At 61.4% G+C, this 18,951-nt stretch carries 14 protein-coding genes; 6 read left to right on the top strand and 8 right to left on the bottom strand.

Features of this window, described 5'->3' with window-relative positions:
• The first annotated feature begins 37 nt into the window (after positions 1-37).
• The 3 genes from CRO39_RS00925 (at position 38) to CRO39_RS00915 (ending at position 4,474) form a co-directional block, all read left to right on the top strand.
• Positions 38-2,356: an arylsulfatase gene (locus tag CRO39_RS00925; protein WP_202926293.1), complete on the top strand. Its 2,319-nt coding sequence runs from the start codon at positions 38-40 to the stop codon at positions 2,354-2,356.
• 221 nt (positions 2,357-2,577) lie between these two features.
• Positions 2,578-3,792: a hypothetical protein gene (locus CRO39_RS00920; protein WP_097120000.1), complete on the top strand. Its 1,215-nt coding sequence runs from the start codon at positions 2,578-2,580 to the stop codon at positions 3,790-3,792.
• 16 nt (positions 3,793-3,808) lie between these two features.
• Complete coding sequence (locus CRO39_RS00915) at positions 3,809-4,474, top strand: MarC family protein (protein WP_097119999.1); 666 nt, start codon at positions 3,809-3,811, stop codon at positions 4,472-4,474.
• Between the two features lie 165 nt (positions 4,475-4,639).
• Here CRO39_RS00915 and CRO39_RS00910 read toward each other — a convergent pair whose 3' ends face one another.
• The 7 genes from CRO39_RS00910 to CRO39_RS00880 all read right to left on the bottom strand — a co-directional run bounded on the left by CRO39_RS00910 (position 4,640) and on the right by CRO39_RS00880 (position 11,739).
• Positions 4,640-5,404 carry a bestrophin-like domain gene (locus CRO39_RS00910; protein ID WP_141400665.1) on the bottom strand — a complete coding sequence of 255 codons (765 nt, stop codon included), beginning with the start codon at positions 5,402-5,404 and terminating at the stop codon, positions 4,640-4,642.
• A gap of 36 nt (positions 5,405-5,440) precedes the next feature.
• Positions 5,441-6,253: a transporter gene (locus CRO39_RS00905; RefSeq protein WP_238394583.1), complete on the bottom strand. Its 813-nt coding sequence runs from the start codon at positions 6,251-6,253 to the stop codon at positions 5,441-5,443.
• A gap of 26 nt (positions 6,254-6,279) precedes the next feature.
• Positions 6,280-6,741 (bottom strand): glycine zipper family protein, encoded by a 462-nt coding sequence (locus CRO39_RS00900; protein ID WP_238394584.1) that lies wholly within the window; start codon positions 6,739-6,741, stop codon positions 6,280-6,282.
• A gap of 57 nt (positions 6,742-6,798) precedes the next feature.
• On the bottom strand, positions 6,799-7,554 hold the full coding sequence (locus CRO39_RS00895) for a hypothetical protein (RefSeq protein WP_141400664.1): 756 nt from the start codon (positions 7,552-7,554) through the stop codon (positions 6,799-6,801).
• Between the two features lie 242 nt (positions 7,555-7,796).
• Positions 7,797-8,297: a Spy/CpxP family protein refolding chaperone gene (locus CRO39_RS00890; protein ID WP_097119995.1), complete on the bottom strand. Its 501-nt coding sequence runs from the start codon at positions 8,295-8,297 to the stop codon at positions 7,797-7,799.
• A 525-nt stretch (positions 8,298-8,822) separates the two neighbouring features.
• Positions 8,823-9,374 carry a DUF4136 domain-containing protein gene (locus CRO39_RS00885; protein ID WP_097119994.1) on the bottom strand — a complete coding sequence of 184 codons (552 nt, stop codon included), beginning with the start codon at positions 9,372-9,374 and terminating at the stop codon, positions 8,823-8,825.
• A 133-nt stretch (positions 9,375-9,507) separates the two neighbouring features.
• Entirely contained in the window at positions 9,508-11,739 is a 2,232-nt protein-coding gene (locus CRO39_RS00880) for a patatin-like phospholipase family protein (RefSeq protein ID WP_244904246.1), read from the bottom strand.
• Positions 11,740-12,438: 699 nt separating this feature from the next.
• On the opposite strand from CRO39_RS00880, the gene CRO39_RS00875 reads away from it, so the two are divergent.
• From CRO39_RS00875 to CRO39_RS00865, 3 genes are all read left to right on the top strand, one after another.
• A complete protein-coding gene (locus CRO39_RS00875) occupies positions 12,439-13,017 on the top strand; it encodes a response regulator transcription factor (RefSeq protein WP_202926294.1) in 579 nt (192 codons plus the stop codon).
• A gap of 190 nt (positions 13,018-13,207) precedes the next feature.
• Positions 13,208-13,600: a response regulator transcription factor gene (locus tag CRO39_RS00870; RefSeq protein ID WP_097119991.1), complete on the top strand. Its 393-nt coding sequence runs from the start codon at positions 13,208-13,210 to the stop codon at positions 13,598-13,600.
• Between the two features lie 179 nt (positions 13,601-13,779).
• Positions 13,780-15,999 (top strand): two-component system sensor histidine kinase NtrB, encoded by a 2,220-nt coding sequence (locus tag CRO39_RS00865; RefSeq protein ID WP_097119990.1) that lies wholly within the window; start codon positions 13,780-13,782, stop codon positions 15,997-15,999.
• A gap of 162 nt (positions 16,000-16,161) precedes the next feature.
• On the opposite strand, the gene CRO39_RS00860 is transcribed toward CRO39_RS00865, so the two are convergent.
• Positions 16,162-18,924, bottom strand: a complete 2,763-nt coding sequence (locus CRO39_RS00860) for a TonB-dependent receptor (protein WP_097119989.1) — start codon at positions 18,922-18,924, stop codon at positions 16,162-16,164.
• Between the last annotated feature and the right edge of the window lie 27 nt (positions 18,925-18,951).

Genomic DNA, 18,951 nt, shown 5'->3' with positions numbered 1-18,951 from the left:
AAGGTTGTCTTGTCGTCAAATCATCAGGAGCAAGGAAATGAGCACAAAGACTGCAAAGCAGGATTCTCTACCATTCCCGCGCGAACGGTCGGGCAGCATCGCCGGACGCACCATGCAGGAGTCGGTCTATAAGCCGAATCCGAAAGAGCGGCACTTGCCAGAAGATGCGCCCAATATCCTGGTCATCCTGATCGACGACGCGGGCCCTGGCCTTCCCACTACGTTCGGCGGCGAAGTCCAGACCAGAACGTTGGATCGTGTCGTCAAGGAAGGCATCGCTTACAACCGCTTCCACACGACGGCGATGTGCTCGCCGACGCGTGCGTCGCTGCTGAGCGGCCGCAACCACCACCGCGTCGGCAACGGCCAGATCGCGGAACTGGCCAATGACTGGGACGGCTACTCCGGTCACATACCCAAAAGCAGCGCACTCGCGGCCGAGGTCCTGAAACAGTACGGCTATTGCACCGCGGCGTGGGGCAAGTGGCACAATACTCCGGCCGAAGAGACGACCGTCGCTGGTCCATTCGACAGCTGGCCCACAGGGCTTGGCTTCGAGTACTTCTACGGATTTCTCGCTGGCGAAGCATCGCAGTACGAACCCAATCTGGTGCGCAACACCACGGTAGTGCTGCCGCCGAAGACGCCCGAAGAGGGCTATCACCTCAGCGAAGACCTGGCCGACGACGCCATCGACTGGTTGCAGAAGCACAAGGGCATGCAGCCCGACAAGCCGTTCTATATGTACTGGGCGAGTGGCGCGATCCATGGCCCGCACCATGTCATGAAGGAATGGGCGGACAAATACAAGGGCAAGTTCGATGATGGCTGGGACGCGTACCGGGAACGCGTATTCAAGCGGGCGAAAGAGAAAGGATGGATTCCCGCCAATGCGCAACTGACGCCGCGGCACGAGACGATGCCGTCGTGGGAAAGCATTCCGGAGCACCAGCGGCCGTTCCAGCGCCGCCTGATGGAAGTGGCTGCCGGCTATGCCGAGCATGTGGACGTGCAGGTCGGTCGGTTGCTCGATGAGATCGACAAGCTCGGCTACGCAGAGAACACGCTGGTGTTCTATATCTGGGGCGACAACGGTTCGTCGTCGGAGGGGCAGAACGGCACCATCAGCGAGCTGCTGGCACAAAACGGAATTCCGACCACGGTGGACCAACACATCGCAGCGCTCGAGGAACTCGGCGGTCTGGACGCGCTTGGCTCGCCCAAGACCGATAACCAGTACCACGCCGGCTGGGCCTGGGCCGGAAGCACGCCTTACAAAGGCACCAAGCTTCTGGCCTCGCACTTCGGTGGCACGCGCAATCCGATGGCCGTGCGTTGGCCGGCGAAGATCAAGCCTGATTCCACCCCACGTACCCAGTTCCACCATTGCAACGACCTGGTGCCGACCATCTACGAGGTAATCGGTATCACTCCGCCCACGGTGGTCAACGGCATCCCCCAGGACCCCATCGATGGCGTGAGCTTCGCGTATTCGTTCGACGATTCGAAGGCGAAAGGCAGGCTGCTGACGCAGTACTTCGAAATCATGGGAAGTCGGTCCATCTACCATGATGGTTGGATGGCATCGGCATTCGGGCCCCGCACGCCGTGGCTGCCCGGCCTGCCTCCGGGCATCCACGAGTGGACACCCGATGCCGACACATGGGAACTCTACAACCTGGAAGAGGATTGGAGCCAGGCCAACGATCTGGCTGCGAAGATGCCGGAGAAAGTGGCGCAGATGAAGGACATCTTCCTGGTTGAAGCGACAAAGAACAACGTGCTGCCGATCGGTGGCGGGCTGTGGGTGGTAGCGCTGCATCCCGAGATGCGCATCGCACCTCCCTACAAGGAGTGGACCTTCTCGGGGAGCACGGTGCGCATGCCTGAATTCTGCGCGCCGGCGCTCGGCAACAAGCCCAATGTGGTCACCATCGATGCCGACATTCCCGAAGACGCCAACGGCGTGCTCTACAAACTGGGTTCCAACTCCGGTGGCCTCACATGTTTCGTCGAGGACGGCATCCTCTGCTACGAGTACAACCTGTTCCTGATCCAGCGTACGAAGATTCGCGCCAAGGACAAACTGCCGACAGGCAAGGTCAAGATCGAAGTCGAGACCGCCTACGTCGAGCTCAAGCCTGCCGGTCCGCTGAAGGTGACCTTGAAAGCAAACGGCCAGCTCTTCGCCGAAGGAACGGTTCCGGTAAGCGCGCCGTTGTTGTTCACCGCCAACGATTGCCTTGACATCGGAAAAGCGCTCGGATCGCCGGTGTCTCTTGACTACTGCGACAAGGTGCCGTTCAAGTTCAACGGCACCATCGATCAGGTGCATGTGAGGTATGTAACCGCCTAGAGAGCGGTCGTTCCATATACCTCACAAGGCACTGGGAAGTAATCATCGCCGCAGCTCTTTTGTCATAGATTGCCGCATCCGGATTCGTCCTGCGCCTGCAAAGGGTATGGGGCGAGTCCGGCCTTCCCGAGGAGGCTCGTGAAGCGTCGCAGGAAGCTGTCGGATTCAGCCCGGCATCTTGATCTCCCTGCGCATTCCCTGCCTTCGTTGCCAGGTTGCAGATGAAACCGCCAAAAACCACCGCAGATGGCAGCATCGCAACGGCAGCCGACACCGGGGATTTTTCGCTGGTTGTCGGCGGGCCGTTGTACCGGTTGTTCCTCAAGACGCGACTGGTTCGGCCGCCGCTGGATCTGGTGCACCGGCGTATGCTGGTGATTCCGGCGCTGGCCTGGCTACCGCTGTTGGCGCTGACTGTCGCCGAAGGCAACGCCGTGAGCGGCGTGGTCGTGCCGTTCCTTCAGGATGTGGAAACCTATGCGAGGTTCCTGGTCGCATTGCCGATCCTGCTGTTTGCGGAACTTATGGTGCATGCGCGGGTGCGGGAAATCGTCTGGCAATTCCGCGAACGCGGTATCGTGGCCGAAGCATCGATGCCTCGATTCGAGGAAGCCATCGCCGGCGCAATGCGCTGGCGCAACTCGATAGCCGCGGAAATCGCACTGCTTGCGCTGGTGTTTCTGCTGGGGCCATGGGTCTGGCAACATGGTCTGGCGCTGCAGACCGACACCTGGTACGCCAGCGCCGATGCCGGTCGCATCGACCTGAACCGTGCCGGGTGGTGGTTCGTCCACATCAGCGCGCCCATATTCCAGTTCCTGCTGCTACGCTGGTACTTCCGGCTGGCTCTCTGGTGGCGCTTCCTCTGGCAGGTTTCGCGGCTCCCGCTGGAGTTGAAAGCCACCCATCCCGACCGTGCCGGCGGTCTGGGCTTCCTGGGCGAAAGCGTGTCCGGCTTCATGCCGGTGCTGTTCGGGCAGGGTGTGGTTGTCTCCGGCATCATCTTCAGCCGCGTGCTGACCGGCGCCAACGACGCGCTCGAGTTCCGCAACGAGATCGTGGTGCTGGTCATCCTGCTGGTGGCGATGGTCGTGGTGCCCTTGCTGTTCTTCTCGCCCGACCTGATGGAGGCGCGGCGTGTGGGATTGCGCAAGTACGGCGCGCTGGCCACCACCTATGTACGTGAGTTCGAACGTAAATGGCTGCAAGGCGGCCATGTGCCGGCTGGCGATCCGCTGGTCGGCAGCGCCGATATCCAGTCGCTGGCCGACCTGGCGGGCAGCAGCGACATCGTACGCGAGATGTGGCCGGTTGCTTTCGATCTGCGCACATTGCTCCAACTCGTCGCGGCGACAGCGACACCTTTCCTGCCGCTGGTGCTGACCGTCATTCCATTCGCCGAACTGGTCAAGCGCGTGTTGGGCATGATGTTCTGACAGCAAAGGAGCCGTCTTGAACCCGTTCATCGTCCACTTCGTCAGCCTGTTCCTGACTCTGTTGGCCATCATCAATCCTCTGGAGGCCATCCCCGTCTTCCTGAATCTTATGGCAGACAAGGATCGGCAGACGCGCCGCCGGGTTGCCCAGAAGTCGTGCCTCTACGCGATGGGGCTGATGGTGTTTTTCCTGTTGTTCGGAACCTTGGTCATGGAGGCATTCGGCGTCTCGCTGAGCATGGTGCAGGTGGTGGGCGGCATCATCCTTACCCGTATCGGCTTTGAGCTGTTCGCACCGTCGCAGGGCCGGCTTATTCCCACCGCGGGCAGTCGGCAAGCAGACGGAATGGATATGGCATTCGTTCCACTGGCGATGCCCATCATGTTCGGCCCTGGCGGTATCGCCACGCTGATCGGCATGGCAACTCCCATGCATCTGACACTGGCCACCCTGGAAACCTATGCCATCAGTATCCTGGCGATCATGGCCACCATGGTGGTCACCTATCTGTCGCTGGCCTATGCCGGACCGATACTGAAAAAGATTGGCCCGAAAGGGATCGATGCCGCCTCCCGCATCACCGGCTTCTTCGTCTCGGCGATGGGGATGGGGATGTTCTTCAACGGTCTGGTGGAGTTTCTTCGGTCCTATGGTGTCCTGATGACCAAGGTTGCCGGCTGACGAGCTGGTCTACAGGTTCGTCCAGGACCGAAAACTGGCTGCGCTGCTGCGTCGAGCGACGACAATCGAATCAGCCGCCGCTTCGGATGCGTCCGCGGCGTGCAGAAGCACCAGGTCGACGCCCGTAACCGCCACCCCGGCGCGGCTTGTGGAACAGGCTTGCAACTATTCTGGTGACCTATCCATCATGGTCTGCAGGTCGATCATTGGCTGTTGGCTTACGGTGATGAATCCACCGTCGGGACGATTCAGATCCACGATCAGGGTCACCAGCATCGCAAAAGCCAACGACAGCGGCGTTATCGCCAGCAGCCTTCGTTTGCCGGTCAGGCCAATCTGCATGCCGATGGTCAACATGGTCAGTAGGGTGATGGCCATCAGTCCTACCCAGACACTGCCCGGAATCCGGTTGTAACGCGCGCCGACTACGCGCCGCTCGTGTATGTCGATCACTTCGTTGACACCTTGAACCGCCAGCGAGGTACTCGAGGTGGGATGGGCGACCGCCGCAGCCGCCACCTCGGCCCACAACTGGTCGTCGATTTCGAGAGAGCGGTTCAGGGCCGACTGCCAGTCCGTTCTTTTCTGTGCGGCCTGTAAACGGACACTTACGTATTCGCGCAGCAAATGCTTGGCTTTGCTGCCGTGCTCAGGAGCTATCAGATCCATCCGCAGGTAAGCCGTGGCGATCTTTGTGGCTTCGTTGAGCACATTCTGCTTGCGCAGGTCATGCTGGTTGGCCGCCATCGAGAACGTGAACGCAAGGACGAAGCCGAGCATGCCCAGCAAGCCTCCCACTATCGGTCCGACCGAACCCGGTGCTTCCTTGTCCTGATGCGTCCGGTGGTGGCGACTGCCTATCCGGAAGCCGGTCTCGCATGCCGACAGGATCAGCAATGCGACGCAAAGATAGACGGCCGCGATGGGCATGGATCCGAGTAGATAGTCGCTCATAGCGTCCTTCGGCTATTTCTTGGGATAAAGCAGGGTGAAGATGAAACGTACGCCCCACTCGGCGCCGTTGCCGGGCGCTTCCAGGTAGTAGCGGATGCCGCCCTGGTAGCTCACCAGTTGCCTGCCGATGCGGCTGACCTTGCTGTAGCCGATGTTGAAGGGCACCGTCCACTGCCCGCCTTCCCAGTCATAGGTCGATTCCAGGCTGGCCGAGACGGTGTGGCCCGCACCGAGGCTTCTGGCCAGGAACGGCTGCAGGTAGGTGGCGTTGATGTCGGCACGATTGTCGTCGCCAGCGAACGACCAGATATGGTTGAACAGCGCGCCATAGGTCCAGCCGCCGGCGGTTTGCCTGAGCGCCACGCCGGTGGGGCCCACGCCCCATTTCTCGCCGCCCAGCAGTTCATCGGTAGCGGTCGGAATCAGGAATGCCGGACCGATACCCCAAGTCCAGCCGTTGGCGGTCAGGGCCTTGGGCGAAAAGAACAGACTCTGCACCGTATCGCCAAGCCCGAACTGGCTGCCGGCGCCCGGGAAGACGTCCCACTGGCTGGCGACCGGGATGATGGTGCGCGATATCATGTTCCAGTCCTCGCCAATCGAAACCGGAATGACGGGTTGAACGTTCAGGGTGAATTTTGCGCCGTCATCGAAGGGACCGATGCCGCCGTCGTAGTTCAACTGCAGTGGCACGCTGACCAGACTCGCAATCGGGTTGGCCAACTGCTTGGCCAGCGCCTCGGTGTCCTGGGCGTGGATGAGCAATGGCACACAACCGATCGGCAGCAAGAGAAAGGCAGGCAAGCGGCCCCATTGCGAACCCATTTCGCTTCTCCTTGTCGCAGGCGAGCTCACCTGACCGTATAGCCCCGTCCCTGCATGCACGCGCCATATGCGGTGTAGTAAGTGCCCAACGCCTGCGACTGGGCAGCTTGTGCCTGCTGCGCCTGGGCCGCCCTGTTATGCCGCGCGCGTACACCGCCAGCCACTACGCCGGCCGTAGCGCCGACGCCTGCGCCTTTACTGGAATCGCCATCCACGATTTCTCCTACCACGGCGCCGGCCGCTGCACCCCGTGCGGCACCGCGCAGGCGCTCGCCTTGCGGACCCGCTGGCGGGGGCGGTGCGGCTGCAACCGCGGCGGGGTCGATCCCGGTGCTTTGCTTGGCCCAGGCCAGGCACTGGTCGTCATCGGCGCTTTGCTGCGCGGCGGTCTGACCCTTTGCAGGGTAGGCGCTTGGCTTCTGCGCCCAGGAGGCGACCGGCAGCGTAAACGCGAGCGTTGCCAGCATGGTGAAGGTCAATTTTTCCACTTGCATCTCCCAGCGTGTTGAACAGTTGTCGGCGCATGCGAAGAATGGACGCCTCGCTCAGAACATGAATCCGTAACCAACCATCGGACCATTCATGGTGATGTCGAACCGGTTGCCGCGCGTCTCCAGCTCCACGTCCAGATAGCGATAGCCGAACAGCCAGGCGCCATGCTTCATCTTGTAATCGGCAACGACGCTGGCGTTCCAGGTGCCTTCGGTGTCACCGAAGGAACCGTCGCCACGGAACGTCACTCCCCACCGGTCGGAAATCGCCCAGGTGTAACGGACGCCGAGCATGAAATCGCTGAAGGAGGCGCCGCCATCGATCCGGGTGGTGTCGAACAGCGGATTCTCCGGTTCCAGTTGCACGGTGGCGTCGACGTCGATGTAGCGCAGACCCGCGAACACTTCGATGCCCTGGTGCCGCTGTTCTCCCGGGCTCCATACCGCCGCGACTTCAAACAGTCGGGTATCCAGATCCGACTCGGAATGGAAGCGCGGATGATCTTTCTCGTCGGCGAGGCCGAGAAAGGTGAAATCGGCGAACACGCCGAAGTGGTCACCCTGCCCCTCGACGTGAATCTGGAAAGCGCCATCGATCTTGTCGATGATGTCGTCGAAGTCGACATCGCTGCTGACGCCGCCGGACGGCGGCTCTCCCGAACGCAGATCGGTGCCAATGGAGGCCGCCCATCCGTATGGCGCCACCATCCAGTCCCACCCCCCGCCTTCGGCGGCTTGCGCGGCGGGAGCCAGTATCGCCAGACAGGAGACTGCGGACGCGAAGGTCGAGTGTCGTAGGATCTTTTTCATTGCAACTCCTTGGGTAGCGTTGGGATCGATTTCGGAAGGCGGGCCGGTGGTTGAGCCTGCGAAGCAGGCTGAAATCCTTGTCCTTGGAGCACCGACTGCCCTGCAGAGCGCTCTCTTCCGCCCCAGGCGCGAGGCGTTCCTGCGCGCCTGCCCCGATTCAACCCGGGCAGGGATGCAATGGATCCGTATCGAAAGCGCGTTCTCATTGCATGTCCCGCGTGGTGGCCGGAAACGGTTGGGCGCTACATGGCCAGCGGCACTTCCGCCGCTTGCTCGAAGCGGACGATGGCGCGCACCTTGGACTCGACCTGCAGGTAGCGCACTGCCTTCAAGGCGGGCACGGCATGTTTCAGCTTGCGATAGCTTCTCTCCATCAGTGCGGCTTCGTCCCTTTCGATATCCAGAGCTTCCCTGGCGAGCTTGTCCGCTGCGGCATCGTCCAGCGTGTCCGTGTTCCAGTCGCGCGCGTAGGCTAGGATGTTGTCCAGCCGACGCTTGTTGAGGGAGGCGATCCCTGCCTGGTGGGCGTCGTAAACCGGCCAGAATTTCACGGCCTGTTCCGGAGTCAGGGCCAACTGCTCTTCGATGAAGGCACGTTTGCCCTCGCCTACCTGCTCCTGCAGTGCGCGCATGTTCGCGTAGATCTGCGCTTCTTCCGCGGTGTACTCGTGCTTCGCCTCCTTCGACCAGGCCGGCGCGGCCAGCAGTGCGGTTACAAAGATCAAGCGGGCGAAATGATGCATGGTGAACTCCTGTTGGGTTGTTGGTGAAACGCCTCTAGCAGGTTGTCGAAAAAAAACGCGTGCCCCGCGTATTGCCGGCTTGGGTTGCGCTATCCGAAGCGCCCCTGTTGGCTAGGTCCATTCATGCGCAGGAAAGCCACCGTCCAGCGCTCAGGGCCGTACCACGACATGGACGAAACCGTTTCCCGACCACGTCTGCTGGCAGTAGACGCTGCCGCAGTAGCGGCACAGGAACTCGCGGTCACGACTTTCCGACGTTCTCAATTCGTCTCCTGGTTTTCCGTGATGTTTCCGGCATCGGGACCGTGGCCGTTCACGCAAGGCCGTGAGTCGATGTGTCGCCGATAGCGGTGAGGGTATGGCCGGAGGCGAATGGGCGGAATGGGACCTTGATCCCATGGTAGGGCTTGCCGTTGGCCGCAGCCCATTCACCTTCTGGCGGCCCAGGTCCGCTCATGCGCAAAGGCGAACGCCAAGGTCCTGCCTGTCGCTGACGATATCAACCAGTGACCCATGAGCACTGACTCAGCCACCGGCCCGGAATGGATACTTGGTGAAGATTTCAGCCACGGCTACGGCGATTGCGGCTTGCCTGTCCTGCCGCTGCTTTTCGGTGACCCGGCCGACCGCCACGCCTTCCCAGACCAGTTGCTTGCGCTGCGCATCGACCATATCGATATTGATCGTGCCTTCGGTGTACTGGTTCACGTGCGTCTCATAGCCGTAGCCGCTCCACCCGCCATAGATGCCGCGGCGATACCCGTAGTACGCGGGCGGGGCCGGCGTTTGCGTCACCTGGGTCTGTTGCGCCAGCTTGGCGTTGAAGTTGATGAGCAGGTCGGGATTGGCCTCGGCATACCGGTAGCCGCGGGATTCCATTTCGCGCCTCGTCGCCGCCTTCAGGGTTTGCGTCACCAGCGATTCGTAGCCAGCGACATCGGTGCCAAGCGGCTCGAAAAAGCCGAAGCTGCGATAAGCGCTGAAGTCGGCGCCGCTATCGTAGTCGGCGGTCGCCACCGGTCCCGTGGCGCAGCCCACGGTCAGCAGGGTAAAAAAGGCCAGGATGAGGGTGCGCATGGGGTGACGCATTGACGTATTCCTTCCGGTTGCCAGGAGAAAAGATGACAGGCACAGCGCAGCGGCTGCGTTCGCACCCTATGACGCCAAGCCAGGAGGTGGAATTGGACCTTGATCCCATCGCCGTCTGCTTTCAGAAGGGCCGGCCAATCTCCAGGAACAGCACGCCATTGCCGTCTTCCCGCCAGCCATAGCCCAGCAGCATTGGCCCGATCCAGGAATCGAAGCCGGTGTAGATGCTGGCATTCAAGAGCCCATCTCCGAATCGCATGTCTCGGCGCTGCTCCCACGCATTGCCGTACTCGACCGTTCCGCCGACAAGGGCGGAACGCCCGAACAGCTTCGCCAACTCGTAGGTGTAGCCGGCGAACACCAGGGCATAGTGCTGTCCGGTGAGTTCGTTGGTATGGAAGCCGGCCAGGCGGCCGCGACCTCCCAGGCGATATCGGTTCTGGATGGGTAGCAGGCCGGACAGAGTGGAATGGTATCTGCCTCCCAGTTGCCAGCTATGCTGGCCAAAGCTCTTCGCCGCCAGCGCATCGATGTCGACCGTTTCATAGTCCCCGTCGCTGCCCATCCATTCGCGCGCAATGGAGTAACCCAACTGGGCGTAGTAGCCGTTGCGCGGGAAGAACAGGCTGTCCAGGCGGTCCATGTCCAATTGCGCGAACATGCTGCCGTCCTGAAATTCGAACGGTTGCAGTTGCGGATCTCCGATTTCAACGCGCGCCTTGCCACTGGCGCGGTTGGCACCGACACCGATAGCGCCGTAGTTGCCGAACTCGTGGATCGCACGCAGTTCGATGCCTTTCCTCTGTACGTCGAAAGCTGCCACCTTGTTGCCGCTGTCGTCGTAAGCATTCAGACCGGGGTTTTCGTAGAACGCGCTGGCATACAGAATGTTGCGACTGGCTGGATCGAGAGGATGGTAGTACTCGCCTTTCAGGCCAGGTTCGCTGCCAAGGGTAGCGGTGACGCGTGCCTCTGCGCCGTTCGGTGTCAGTGGCGAGAACAGGATGGCCGCGCGTATATTGCTTTCGAACGAGCCGTCGAAGTCGGAGCTGGCCGTTAGCCCGAGCTGCAGGTAGTTCGGCCCCTGCGGCTTGGGACGTGCGCGCAACAGCACTCCCGAGCGGCCGTCTTCCTGCACCACCTCGTAGGTGATGCCGGACAGGGTGCCTAGCCCGTATGCGCGCAGCAATCCCTCCTCCGTTTTCAGCGGGTCCAGCGGCATGCCTGTCGGAATGGAGACATAGGCCATCAGTACTTCGTCGGCGTAGTCGGTTTGGTTCTCGAGTCGCACGAACTCGATGACCGGCGGTTCCGTTGCCCCCTTGGGCCGGCGCGCAAGCAACGCCGCGTATTCGTCAGTGGCGAGGGACAACGGCGCCAGCCGCTCGCGTGCCTGCTCGGCCGCCTCGGTGCCGATGGCCAGTGCCTCGTGCGCTTTGGTGAAATCACCGGTGGCCACGGAATCGCCCAGGGCCGGCACAATCAACACGTCGCGCCCGGCTAACGTCTGGCTCTGCCTGCGGGTGTTTCCTGTGGTCATCATGCCGGAAATTTGCGAGACCACTTGCAGCAGGCTTGCATTGCGGTCCAGCTTCGCCAGCGGCGTTCCTACATCCACCGCAATGACGATGTCCGCCCCCATCGCGCGCACCACATCCACCGGAACCTGGTTGACCAGCCCGCCATCCAGCAATACCCGGCCATCGATTTCCACCGGCTGGAAGATGCCCGGCAGCGACATGCTGGCGCGCATGGCCAAGGCCAGATTGCCGTGATCCAACACTACCGCTTCTCCACTATTGAGGTCGGTGGCCACGGCACGATACGGAATAGGCAGCAGATCGAAGTCCCTTATCGAACTGACATGCTGGGTGGAGCGCTCGAACAGGGCAAGTATGCGTTCACCCTGCAACAGTCCCGGCGTCAGCTTGACGCGGTTGCCACGGAAGCCGATGCCGACCGTGGACAACGCATCCCGGTCGTCGAGCTTGCGTCGGAGCGAACGTTGCGGGCGTTCCAGAGAATCGTCGAACAAGCGCTTCCAGTCGGCGGTGGTAACCAGCTTTTCCAACTCGTCTACGCTCATGCCCGATGCGTAAAGTCCACCGACCAGAGACCCCATGCTGGTCCCGGCAATGCAGTCCACCGGGATACGTAGTTCTTCTATCAAGCGCAGGACGCTGATATGGGCGAAGCCACGTGCTCCGCCGCCACCCAGCGCCAGACCGATGCGCGGTCTGGTATCGTCAACAGCGCGCGCCTCGCACACGACCGTCTCGGTTTGCACTGCCGCGGCGGCTTCCTGCGCGAATGCGTCCACGCCATGGGCAAGCAAGAAGACCAACCCCGCCATTAGGCGTTTCGCCGTATTTGCGCACGCGCCATGGCGGCATCGCGGAAGCGCGGATAGGGTTTTGGCTGTCGATATGGGACGGACGTCCCATGCACTGAACGCGGAGCCCACCACGTGCATCCCGATCATGCCGGACATAGGTTTCATGCTGCTCCTGCGGGAACTTTCGGCTACGCGCCAGGTCATCGCCGAGTTCTGGCTTGCTGCCAACCGCTGCACCGGCCTGCCAGCTAGACATGGCGTGACTGGCTCATGAGGATGTTCATGGCCAATCCTTACGCGGGACGACAGGGTGCGGCCAGGAGCGGCAAGAACCGTGCCAGTTGCCCGCATCTTGCGAACGGCACCATGGAATGGCAGGCGATTCGCATCAATGGGACCTAGGTGCAATGCCCGATGCGGTCCTTGCGTGTGAAGCTGGGGCCTTATGGTCACGGGATGCGCCATTGGCGAGTTGCATCTTGACGTCACCTCCACGCTTCTTTGGGCTCTTGAGTGTTGCTTGCCGAAGCAGACCGGTCTCGGAGGGTTGGGATTTCTGGCCTGTCGTAGAATCGATTTTCGTGTTGAGATGACTGGCGTGCTATACGTCTGGGACGCGCGGGATGGCGAGCTTGGGGGTTGCCCCTCCGCGTACGTGGATCTGACCATCATTCGGTGGGGAGATTTCGTATGGATTGTGGCGATGCAACCGTACTGTTGATCGACGACGAATCGGAGGTCCGCGCGGGGATCTCCCGGCTTTTGCGTGCCGTCGGCTGGAAGGCGGAGGTCTTCGCTTCCGCCGAGGAATTCATGGCGCGGTTGCCCTTCACTGGCGTGGGATGCCTGGTGCTGGATGTCAGCATGCCGGGCATGACCGGCCCGGAGCTCCACGACCGCATACGCGAAACCGACAATGCATTTCCCGTCATCTACCTGACAGGGCGCTGCAACGTCGCCACCAGCGTGCAGGCGATGAAATGGGGGGCGCTCGATGTGCTCGAGAAGCCTGTCGACGACGAGATCCTGCTGCAGGCCATCGCCGCTGCGGTGGAACGGCATCGCCAGGACTGCCAGCGCCGCGACGCCAAGGACAGCATTGCTGCCCGCCTCGGCACGCTCTCCCCCCGGGAACGCGAGGTGCTCGATCAGGTCATGCTGGGGCGCCTGAACAAACAGATCGCCGATGACCTTCGCATTTCCCTGAAGACCGTCAAGGTTCACAGGGGAAGGGCCATGGCGAAGATGCAGGTGCGCTCGGTGGCCCAGCTTGTGCATCTGTGCTGCCGGTTGTAGGCGGCGGCACCGCTCTCCAGGCCAAGGCAAGTCCCATTCCCGGCTGTATGAGATCAAAGTCTCATACCAATGCCCTTCCCTTCGATCTAATGTCCGCAACAGGAGTTGCGTCGACGGCTCGTGCCTGGTGCTGAACGCGGATAGGCACCGGACGTGTCGCAATATTACTGATGGTTAGCAGAGGGCTCCGATGGTGGGCTGGGCAACGAAAACTGCCATCGTGCACATCGTGGACGACGACCGCGACGTCAGACAGGCTTTCGCGCGCCTGATGAGGGCTTCGGGGTTCGAGCCGCGGGCCTACGATTCCGCCGAAGAGTTTCTGGCTGAAGTCCGCGAATCGCCACGTACCTGCATCCTGCTCGATATCACCATGCCAAATATGACCGGCCCGCAGGTATTGGCACGCCTCAATGAACGGGATATCCGCCTGCCGGTGATTGCGGTATCCGCGCGTGACGATGAAGAGACCCGGGCATGGACGCGCAGCCTGGGAGCACGGATGTTCCTTCGCAAACCGGTCGACGATCAGGCTCTGCTGGATGCGATCAACTGGGTCGTCGACAGCGTTGCGGCAAGATGACTGGGAATTCCCCCGTCTGCAATCTGTCGTCAACACCTCCGCAGTCAGCGTCGGCATCGAATCGGGAGCAGGCCGGCCGCTTCGGCGGACCCAGCCCCGCAATGGACATCCTTAACGTGCCCAACATGACGCCGCTCAGTTAGACTCAGCCCGAATCTCGGGGGCATACGGGTTACTGCATGAACGGGATCGACCTGATCTGGCCGATGATGGGGGCCGCGAGTTTGATGTTGGGGCTCATCCATCTGACGATCTGGGCCCGTCAGCGGGAAAACGTGGCGCATCTCATATTCAGCGTCGTCGCACTCTCGGTGGTCGCTCTCGCTCTTTGCGAGTTGTTGGCTATGCAGGCAAAGACGCCTGACCAATATGCTTCCGTGCTGCGATGGGCACATCCTGCAGTGGCTGTCCTGGTCGTTTCGCTGGTGGCCTTCGTCCAGACGCAGTTTCACCTGGGTCGCTCATGGCTGGGGCTGACAGCGTGCACTTTGCGCGTGGGTAGCCTTGTTCCCAATTTCACCACCGGCGTAAACCTCAATTTCGAGCGAATCACCGCGCTCGAACACATCGAGATTTTGGGACATGGGAGCGTTGCCACTCCTGTCGGCGATCCCAACCCATGGATGATCATGGGTCAGCTGAGCAATCTATTCCTGTTGCTGTTCCTGCTTCGTTCCATCGCCGCTGTCTGGCGTCGCCAAGATCTCCATGAGCGCCGCAGGGCACTGTTGGTGTGCGGCAGCATCGCAGTCTTCGTGGCCTTCAGCTCAGTTTGGGCGGCAATCGTAGTGCTGGGATGGATTTCCGGCCCCATGACGGTCAATGTGTCCTTTTTCGGCATTGTGCTGGTCATGAGTTACGAGTTGGGAGGCGAAGTGCTTCGGGCCGCGAAACTTGCGCGCAGCCTGACGAAAAGCGAATCCGATTTGCGCGACAGCGAAAAACAGATGGCCCTTGCCGCGAAAGCAGCTGGACTTGGCCTGTGGAACTGGGATCTGGAAAGCGACGATTTCTGGTTCACCAGTCAGGGTAGCGATCTGCTCGGTTTCCCCTCGACAGATGAACGTATCGGCAGGGAGCATGTCATCACACGGATCCATGCTGACGATCTCAAGATGATGCGCAAGGCGCGGGAAACGGCGGTCAACGGCACCGGTGTCTTTTTCTGCGAGTTTCGCCTGTTGGCACCGAGCGGCGGAACACGCTGGCTAACGGTGAACGGCGAAGTGAAATACTCGCCGGATGGCCGCGCAAAATGTCTGCACGGCGTCATCTACGACATCACCGAGCGGCGCCAGGCCGATGAGCGCTTTCGGTTGGTGGTGGAAGGGGCGCAGACCGCGATGATCATGGCCGACTCGAACGGAAACATCGCTCTGGCGAATCTGCAGGCCGAGAAGGTGTTCGGCTACAGCCGAGAAGAGCTGTTGGGGAGCTCCGTCGACATGCTGCTTCCCGACAACGCCGGCGCAAGCCATGCCCGCAAACGAGCCGGCTATATGAAAAGCCCCGTTACCAGGCCCATGGGGGTCGCCGGCGACGTTTTCGGACGCCGTAAGGACGGCACCTTGGTGCCGCTGGAAATCGGCTTGACGCCGCTCTCTGTTTCCGGCGATATGTTCGTACTTGCTTCAATTGTAGACATTGGCGAGCGTCTGCGTTCCGAGCAGGAAATTGCGCTGCAGCGGGACGAGGTGGCCCACTTGGCCCGCGTCGCTATTCTGGGTGAGATATCCGGCTCTCTCGCACACGAACTCAACCAGCCGCTCACCTCGATTCTGAGTAATGCACAGGCGGCGCTGCGGTTCCTGGGGCACTCCCCACCCAATCTCGACGAGGTGAGGGACAGCCTGACCCAGATCGTCGACAGCGACAAGCGCGCGAGCGAGGTCATCCGCCGCCTGCGGGCAATGCTACGCAAAGAGAGAGTCGACCATCAGAAGCTGGAACTGAATGGCATCGTTAGAGACGTTGTGAATTTGCTGGATAGCGATTTTCTCAGTAGAAACATCTCCGTGATTCTGGAACTAGATTCAAGTCTTCCCTTCATCTACGGAGATCGGGTTCAGTTGCAGCAGGTACTGCTGAACTTGATCGTGAATGGTTGTGATGCCATGAGGAACATGCAGACCGGGCGCACTCTGCGGATAAGCACCAGTACGAACGACGGCACAGTCACCGTGTCGGTCAACGACCTGGGCCACGGCATTCCCGCGGATGACCTCGAACGGATATTCATGCCATTCATCACAAGCAAGCCGGAAGGAATTGGATTGGGTTTGGCGATCTGCGGGACGATCGCACGGACCCACCGCGGCAAGTTGTGGGCAACGAACAATGAAGGGAGAGGCGCCACGTTTCACTTTCAACTTCCTGCTGATGTCAAGCCTGGTCCCTGAGTACCACACCATCGCTGGAATCCAGAGGTCCAATGTCCGCCTACAGCTACGGAAGAGGACCCTTCGTAGATCTGACGTCGGTACAGGTTCGGTGAGATCGACGCATAGAAAAACCCGCCGGCATGACACCGGCGGGTTCTTGAGCTTGTCGCGGGCCCGGGCTTAGAACCTGTAGTTCACACCCAGCAGGTAGGTGCGGCCCCACTCGATGTACTCGAGCGGACGGTCCTTCGTTCCGGCGTAGGTCTCGTAGGCCTCGTTGGTCAGGTTGCTGACCTGGAACAGGACGCTCAGGCCGCTCAACGCATGGCCGTCGGGGAACGAGTAGCTCACCTGCGCATCGGTGATGTCCTCGCCGACCACGTAACGCAGCGTGCGGTCGCCGTCGAAGTTGCCGATCTCGCCGATATAGTCCGAACGCCTGCGCTGGCTTACGCGCGCTTCGAATCCGTTGCGCTCGTAGTATGCGGTCAGGTTGTACACGCGCTCGGACAGGCCCGGCAGCGTGATGTTCTCGCTGCCCACGCTGCTCTGCGCATTCGGCGGCGGCGGGATGGTGATGTCGCTGTCGTTGAAGCCGGCGCTGGCGATGATGCCGAAGCCGGCCAGCGTCTCGCTGAACAGATCGAACGGAATGGAGGCCGTCAGCTCCAGACCCTTCAGCGTGCCGCCTTCGCCATTGAAGGGCGAGGTGAACCTGCCGGTTGTCTGCGTTGGCGGCTCGCCCGGGCCGGGCACGTAATCCACCAGGAAATCGCTGAAGTCGTAACCGTCGCGCGCTTCGGTGAAGATGTAGGTGCGCAGGTCCTTGTAGAAGAACGCCGCGGACACGTATGCCTTGGTGCCGAAATACTTCTCGTAGGAGATGTCGAAGGCATAGGCACGCCACGGATCCAGTTCCGGATTGCCGCCACTGCCGCCGGGTTCGCCGGTGGCGGTGTTGACACCGAACTCCAGCGATGCGCGCAGCTCGTCCACACGCGGACGTGCCACCTGCTCGGCCAGGCCCACACGCAGGGTCTGATCGGCGGGCAGCGAGAACGCAAGGTTCATGCTGGGCAGCACATCGGTGTAGGTCTTGCCGCGTTCGATGGGCTGGATGTTGCTGCCTTCCGGTTGCGTGCTGTCCCAGTAGCGCGAGGTCGAGGACTGATCCACGTGCTGGACCTGCACGCCAATGTTGCCGCGCACCGGCACTGAGCCCCACTCGGTATCGATGTTGGCACGCACGAAGCCGGTGGTGATCTCCTCGTTCACGTCCCACGCCTTCGGAATCAGGTAGGACAGGTTATCGACCGGATTGAAGGTCATATAGCGCGCGACCGCGGCCGGAACATTCCAGGACGGTATATAGCCGACGCCAGCAAAACCCAGATCCACCAGCCCGTACTGCAGGTCGGACCCGATTGCCGTGACGCCCTGCGAACCCAGGTTGATATTGCCTTCCGGCTGGCGCTTCAGCTTGTGGCGGTCAGCGTAGTTCACGCCCACGTCAAAATCCGCAAACCAGCCCAGCATCTCTGGCGCCGGCAGCGAAGCGGCCAGCTTGAAAGCCTTGAGCTCGTCTTCGACCTTGGGGGTCTTGCCGTAGCCGGAACCGTAGATGGTGTTGGCCAGGTACAGCGATTCGGGATTGGAGTAGTCGAAGCCCGGATTGAGCTGAGAAAACCCGCCGCTGCGGAACGACAGATCCACCGAGTCCAGTTGCGGCGCAGGCAGCAGCTGGGTGTTGTTTTCCAGATTGATCTCGTCGCGCTTGGTCTTGGACCAGCTGACATCGGCGACGATGCGCGCCATGCCAACGTTGAACTCGTTGTTCCAACCGAACGCGTTGATCTCGTCTTCGCGGTAGTTGTACATGCCACGGACCAACGGATAGACGTTATTGGCGGTGCCGCCTGTGAAGGTGTTGTTGCCGTTGACCACCGGGTTGGTGACGGCAAGATCGCCATAGCCGCCGTTGTAGTTGCCGATATGGACTTCGAACTGGTTGGCGGTGCTGACCTGCTCGGCCTCGGAGTGGAACAGATCCAGCGTGCTGGTCCAGGCATTGGATGGGCGGAACTGCAACGTGGCCATGATGCCGTCGCGCTTGGTTTCGCCGGTGCGGCGCAGGGCCTTGATGCCGTCGGAGTAGTACGTGAAGTCAGGCACGCCCGGGCGATAAAGCGGCGTTCCGTCGTCGTTCCTGTCCTTCCACGGTTCGTACAGGCCCACCTGGTTCTCCTGGATGGGCGTGGTCGAATGCGAATAGCCGATCGAGAAACCGAAGGTGCGGGCCTGGTTCTGGGTGATGTAGCTGGCGTTGATGCGTTCGCCATAGGCGGATGCGTCAGCGGCCGCGCCCAGGGAATTGCGCTGGCCGCGGAAACCGATGGCGCCCACGGGGCCGTCGAAGCTCAACGGGCGCACGGTCTGCATGTCGATCGTGCCGGACAGACCCTGGCCGACGAGGCTGGCATCGGGCGTTTTGTAGACGGTCACGCCGCTGACCAGCTCGGACGGGTACTGGTCGAACTCCACACTGCGGTTGTCGCCGGTGCTGACCATCTCGCGGCCGTTGAGCAGCGTGGTGGAGAAGTCGGGCGACAGGCCGCGCACGCTGATCACCTGCGCGCGGCCGGCGACGCGCTGCGCGGCCAGGCCAGGCAGGCGCGCCAGCGATTCGGCGATGCTGACATCCGGCAGCTTGCCGATGTCTTCGGCCGAGATGGCTTCGACAATCGACGTGGATTCGCGTTTGACCGAAATGGCGCTTTCGATGCCGCGGCGGATGCCGGTCACCACGACCGTGTCCAGCTCGGTGGCCTGCTGCGGCTGCTCGTCAGGTGTGGTGTCGGCGGTCTGGGCCAGCACGCCGGTTGCGGTCAGCGTCATGGCAGACGCCAGAGCCACGCTCAGCAGGTTGCGCTTAAGTTGCAACATATTCCCCTCTCCAGGATGTTGTTTGCG

This window comes from Pseudoxanthomonas wuyuanensis (genome assembly GCF_900215535.1).
In the GTDB taxonomy this organism is placed as follows: Bacteria; Pseudomonadota; Gammaproteobacteria; order Xanthomonadales; family Xanthomonadaceae; genus Pseudoxanthomonas_A; species Pseudoxanthomonas_A wuyuanensis.
The sequence above is the reverse complement of the archived record's forward strand: the minus strand, read 5'-3'. Positions and strand labels throughout refer to the sequence as shown.

Excerpts from the sequence above, each read along its gene's own strand:
- CRO39_RS00880 (WP_244904246.1), bottom strand. The coding sequence starts at position 11,739 with ATGGCGGGGTTGGTCTTCTTGCTTGCCCATGGCGTGGACGCATTCGCG.
- CRO39_RS00885 (WP_097119994.1), bottom strand. The coding sequence starts at position 9,374 with ATGCGCACCCTCATCCTGGCCTTTTTTACCCTGCTGACCGTGGGCTGC.
- CRO39_RS00905 (WP_238394583.1), bottom strand. The coding sequence starts at position 6,253 with ATGGGTTCGCAATGGGGCCGCTTGCCTGCCTTTCTCTTGCTGCCGATC.
- CRO39_RS00865 (WP_097119990.1), top strand. The coding sequence starts at position 13,780 with ATGAACGGGATCGACCTGATCTGGCCGATGATGGGGGCCGCGAGTTTG.
- CRO39_RS00895 (WP_141400664.1), bottom strand. The coding sequence starts at position 7,554 with ATGAAAAAGATCCTACGACACTCGACCTTCGCGTCCGCAGTCTCCTGT.
- CRO39_RS00910 (WP_141400665.1), bottom strand. The coding sequence starts at position 5,404 with ATGCCCATCGCGGCCGTCTATCTTTGCGTCGCATTGCTGATCCTGTCG.
- CRO39_RS00890 (WP_097119995.1), bottom strand. The coding sequence starts at position 8,297 with ATGCATCATTTCGCCCGCTTGATCTTTGTAACCGCACTGCTGGCCGCG.
- CRO39_RS00925 (WP_202926293.1), top strand. The coding sequence starts at position 38 with ATGAGCACAAAGACTGCAAAGCAGGATTCTCTACCATTCCCGCGCGAA.
- CRO39_RS00920 (WP_097120000.1), top strand. The coding sequence starts at position 2,578 with ATGAAACCGCCAAAAACCACCGCAGATGGCAGCATCGCAACGGCAGCC.
- CRO39_RS00860 (WP_097119989.1), bottom strand. The coding sequence starts at position 18,924 with ATGTTGCAACTTAAGCGCAACCTGCTGAGCGTGGCTCTGGCGTCTGCC.
- CRO39_RS00870 (WP_097119991.1), top strand. The coding sequence starts at position 13,208 with ATGGTGGGCTGGGCAACGAAAACTGCCATCGTGCACATCGTGGACGAC.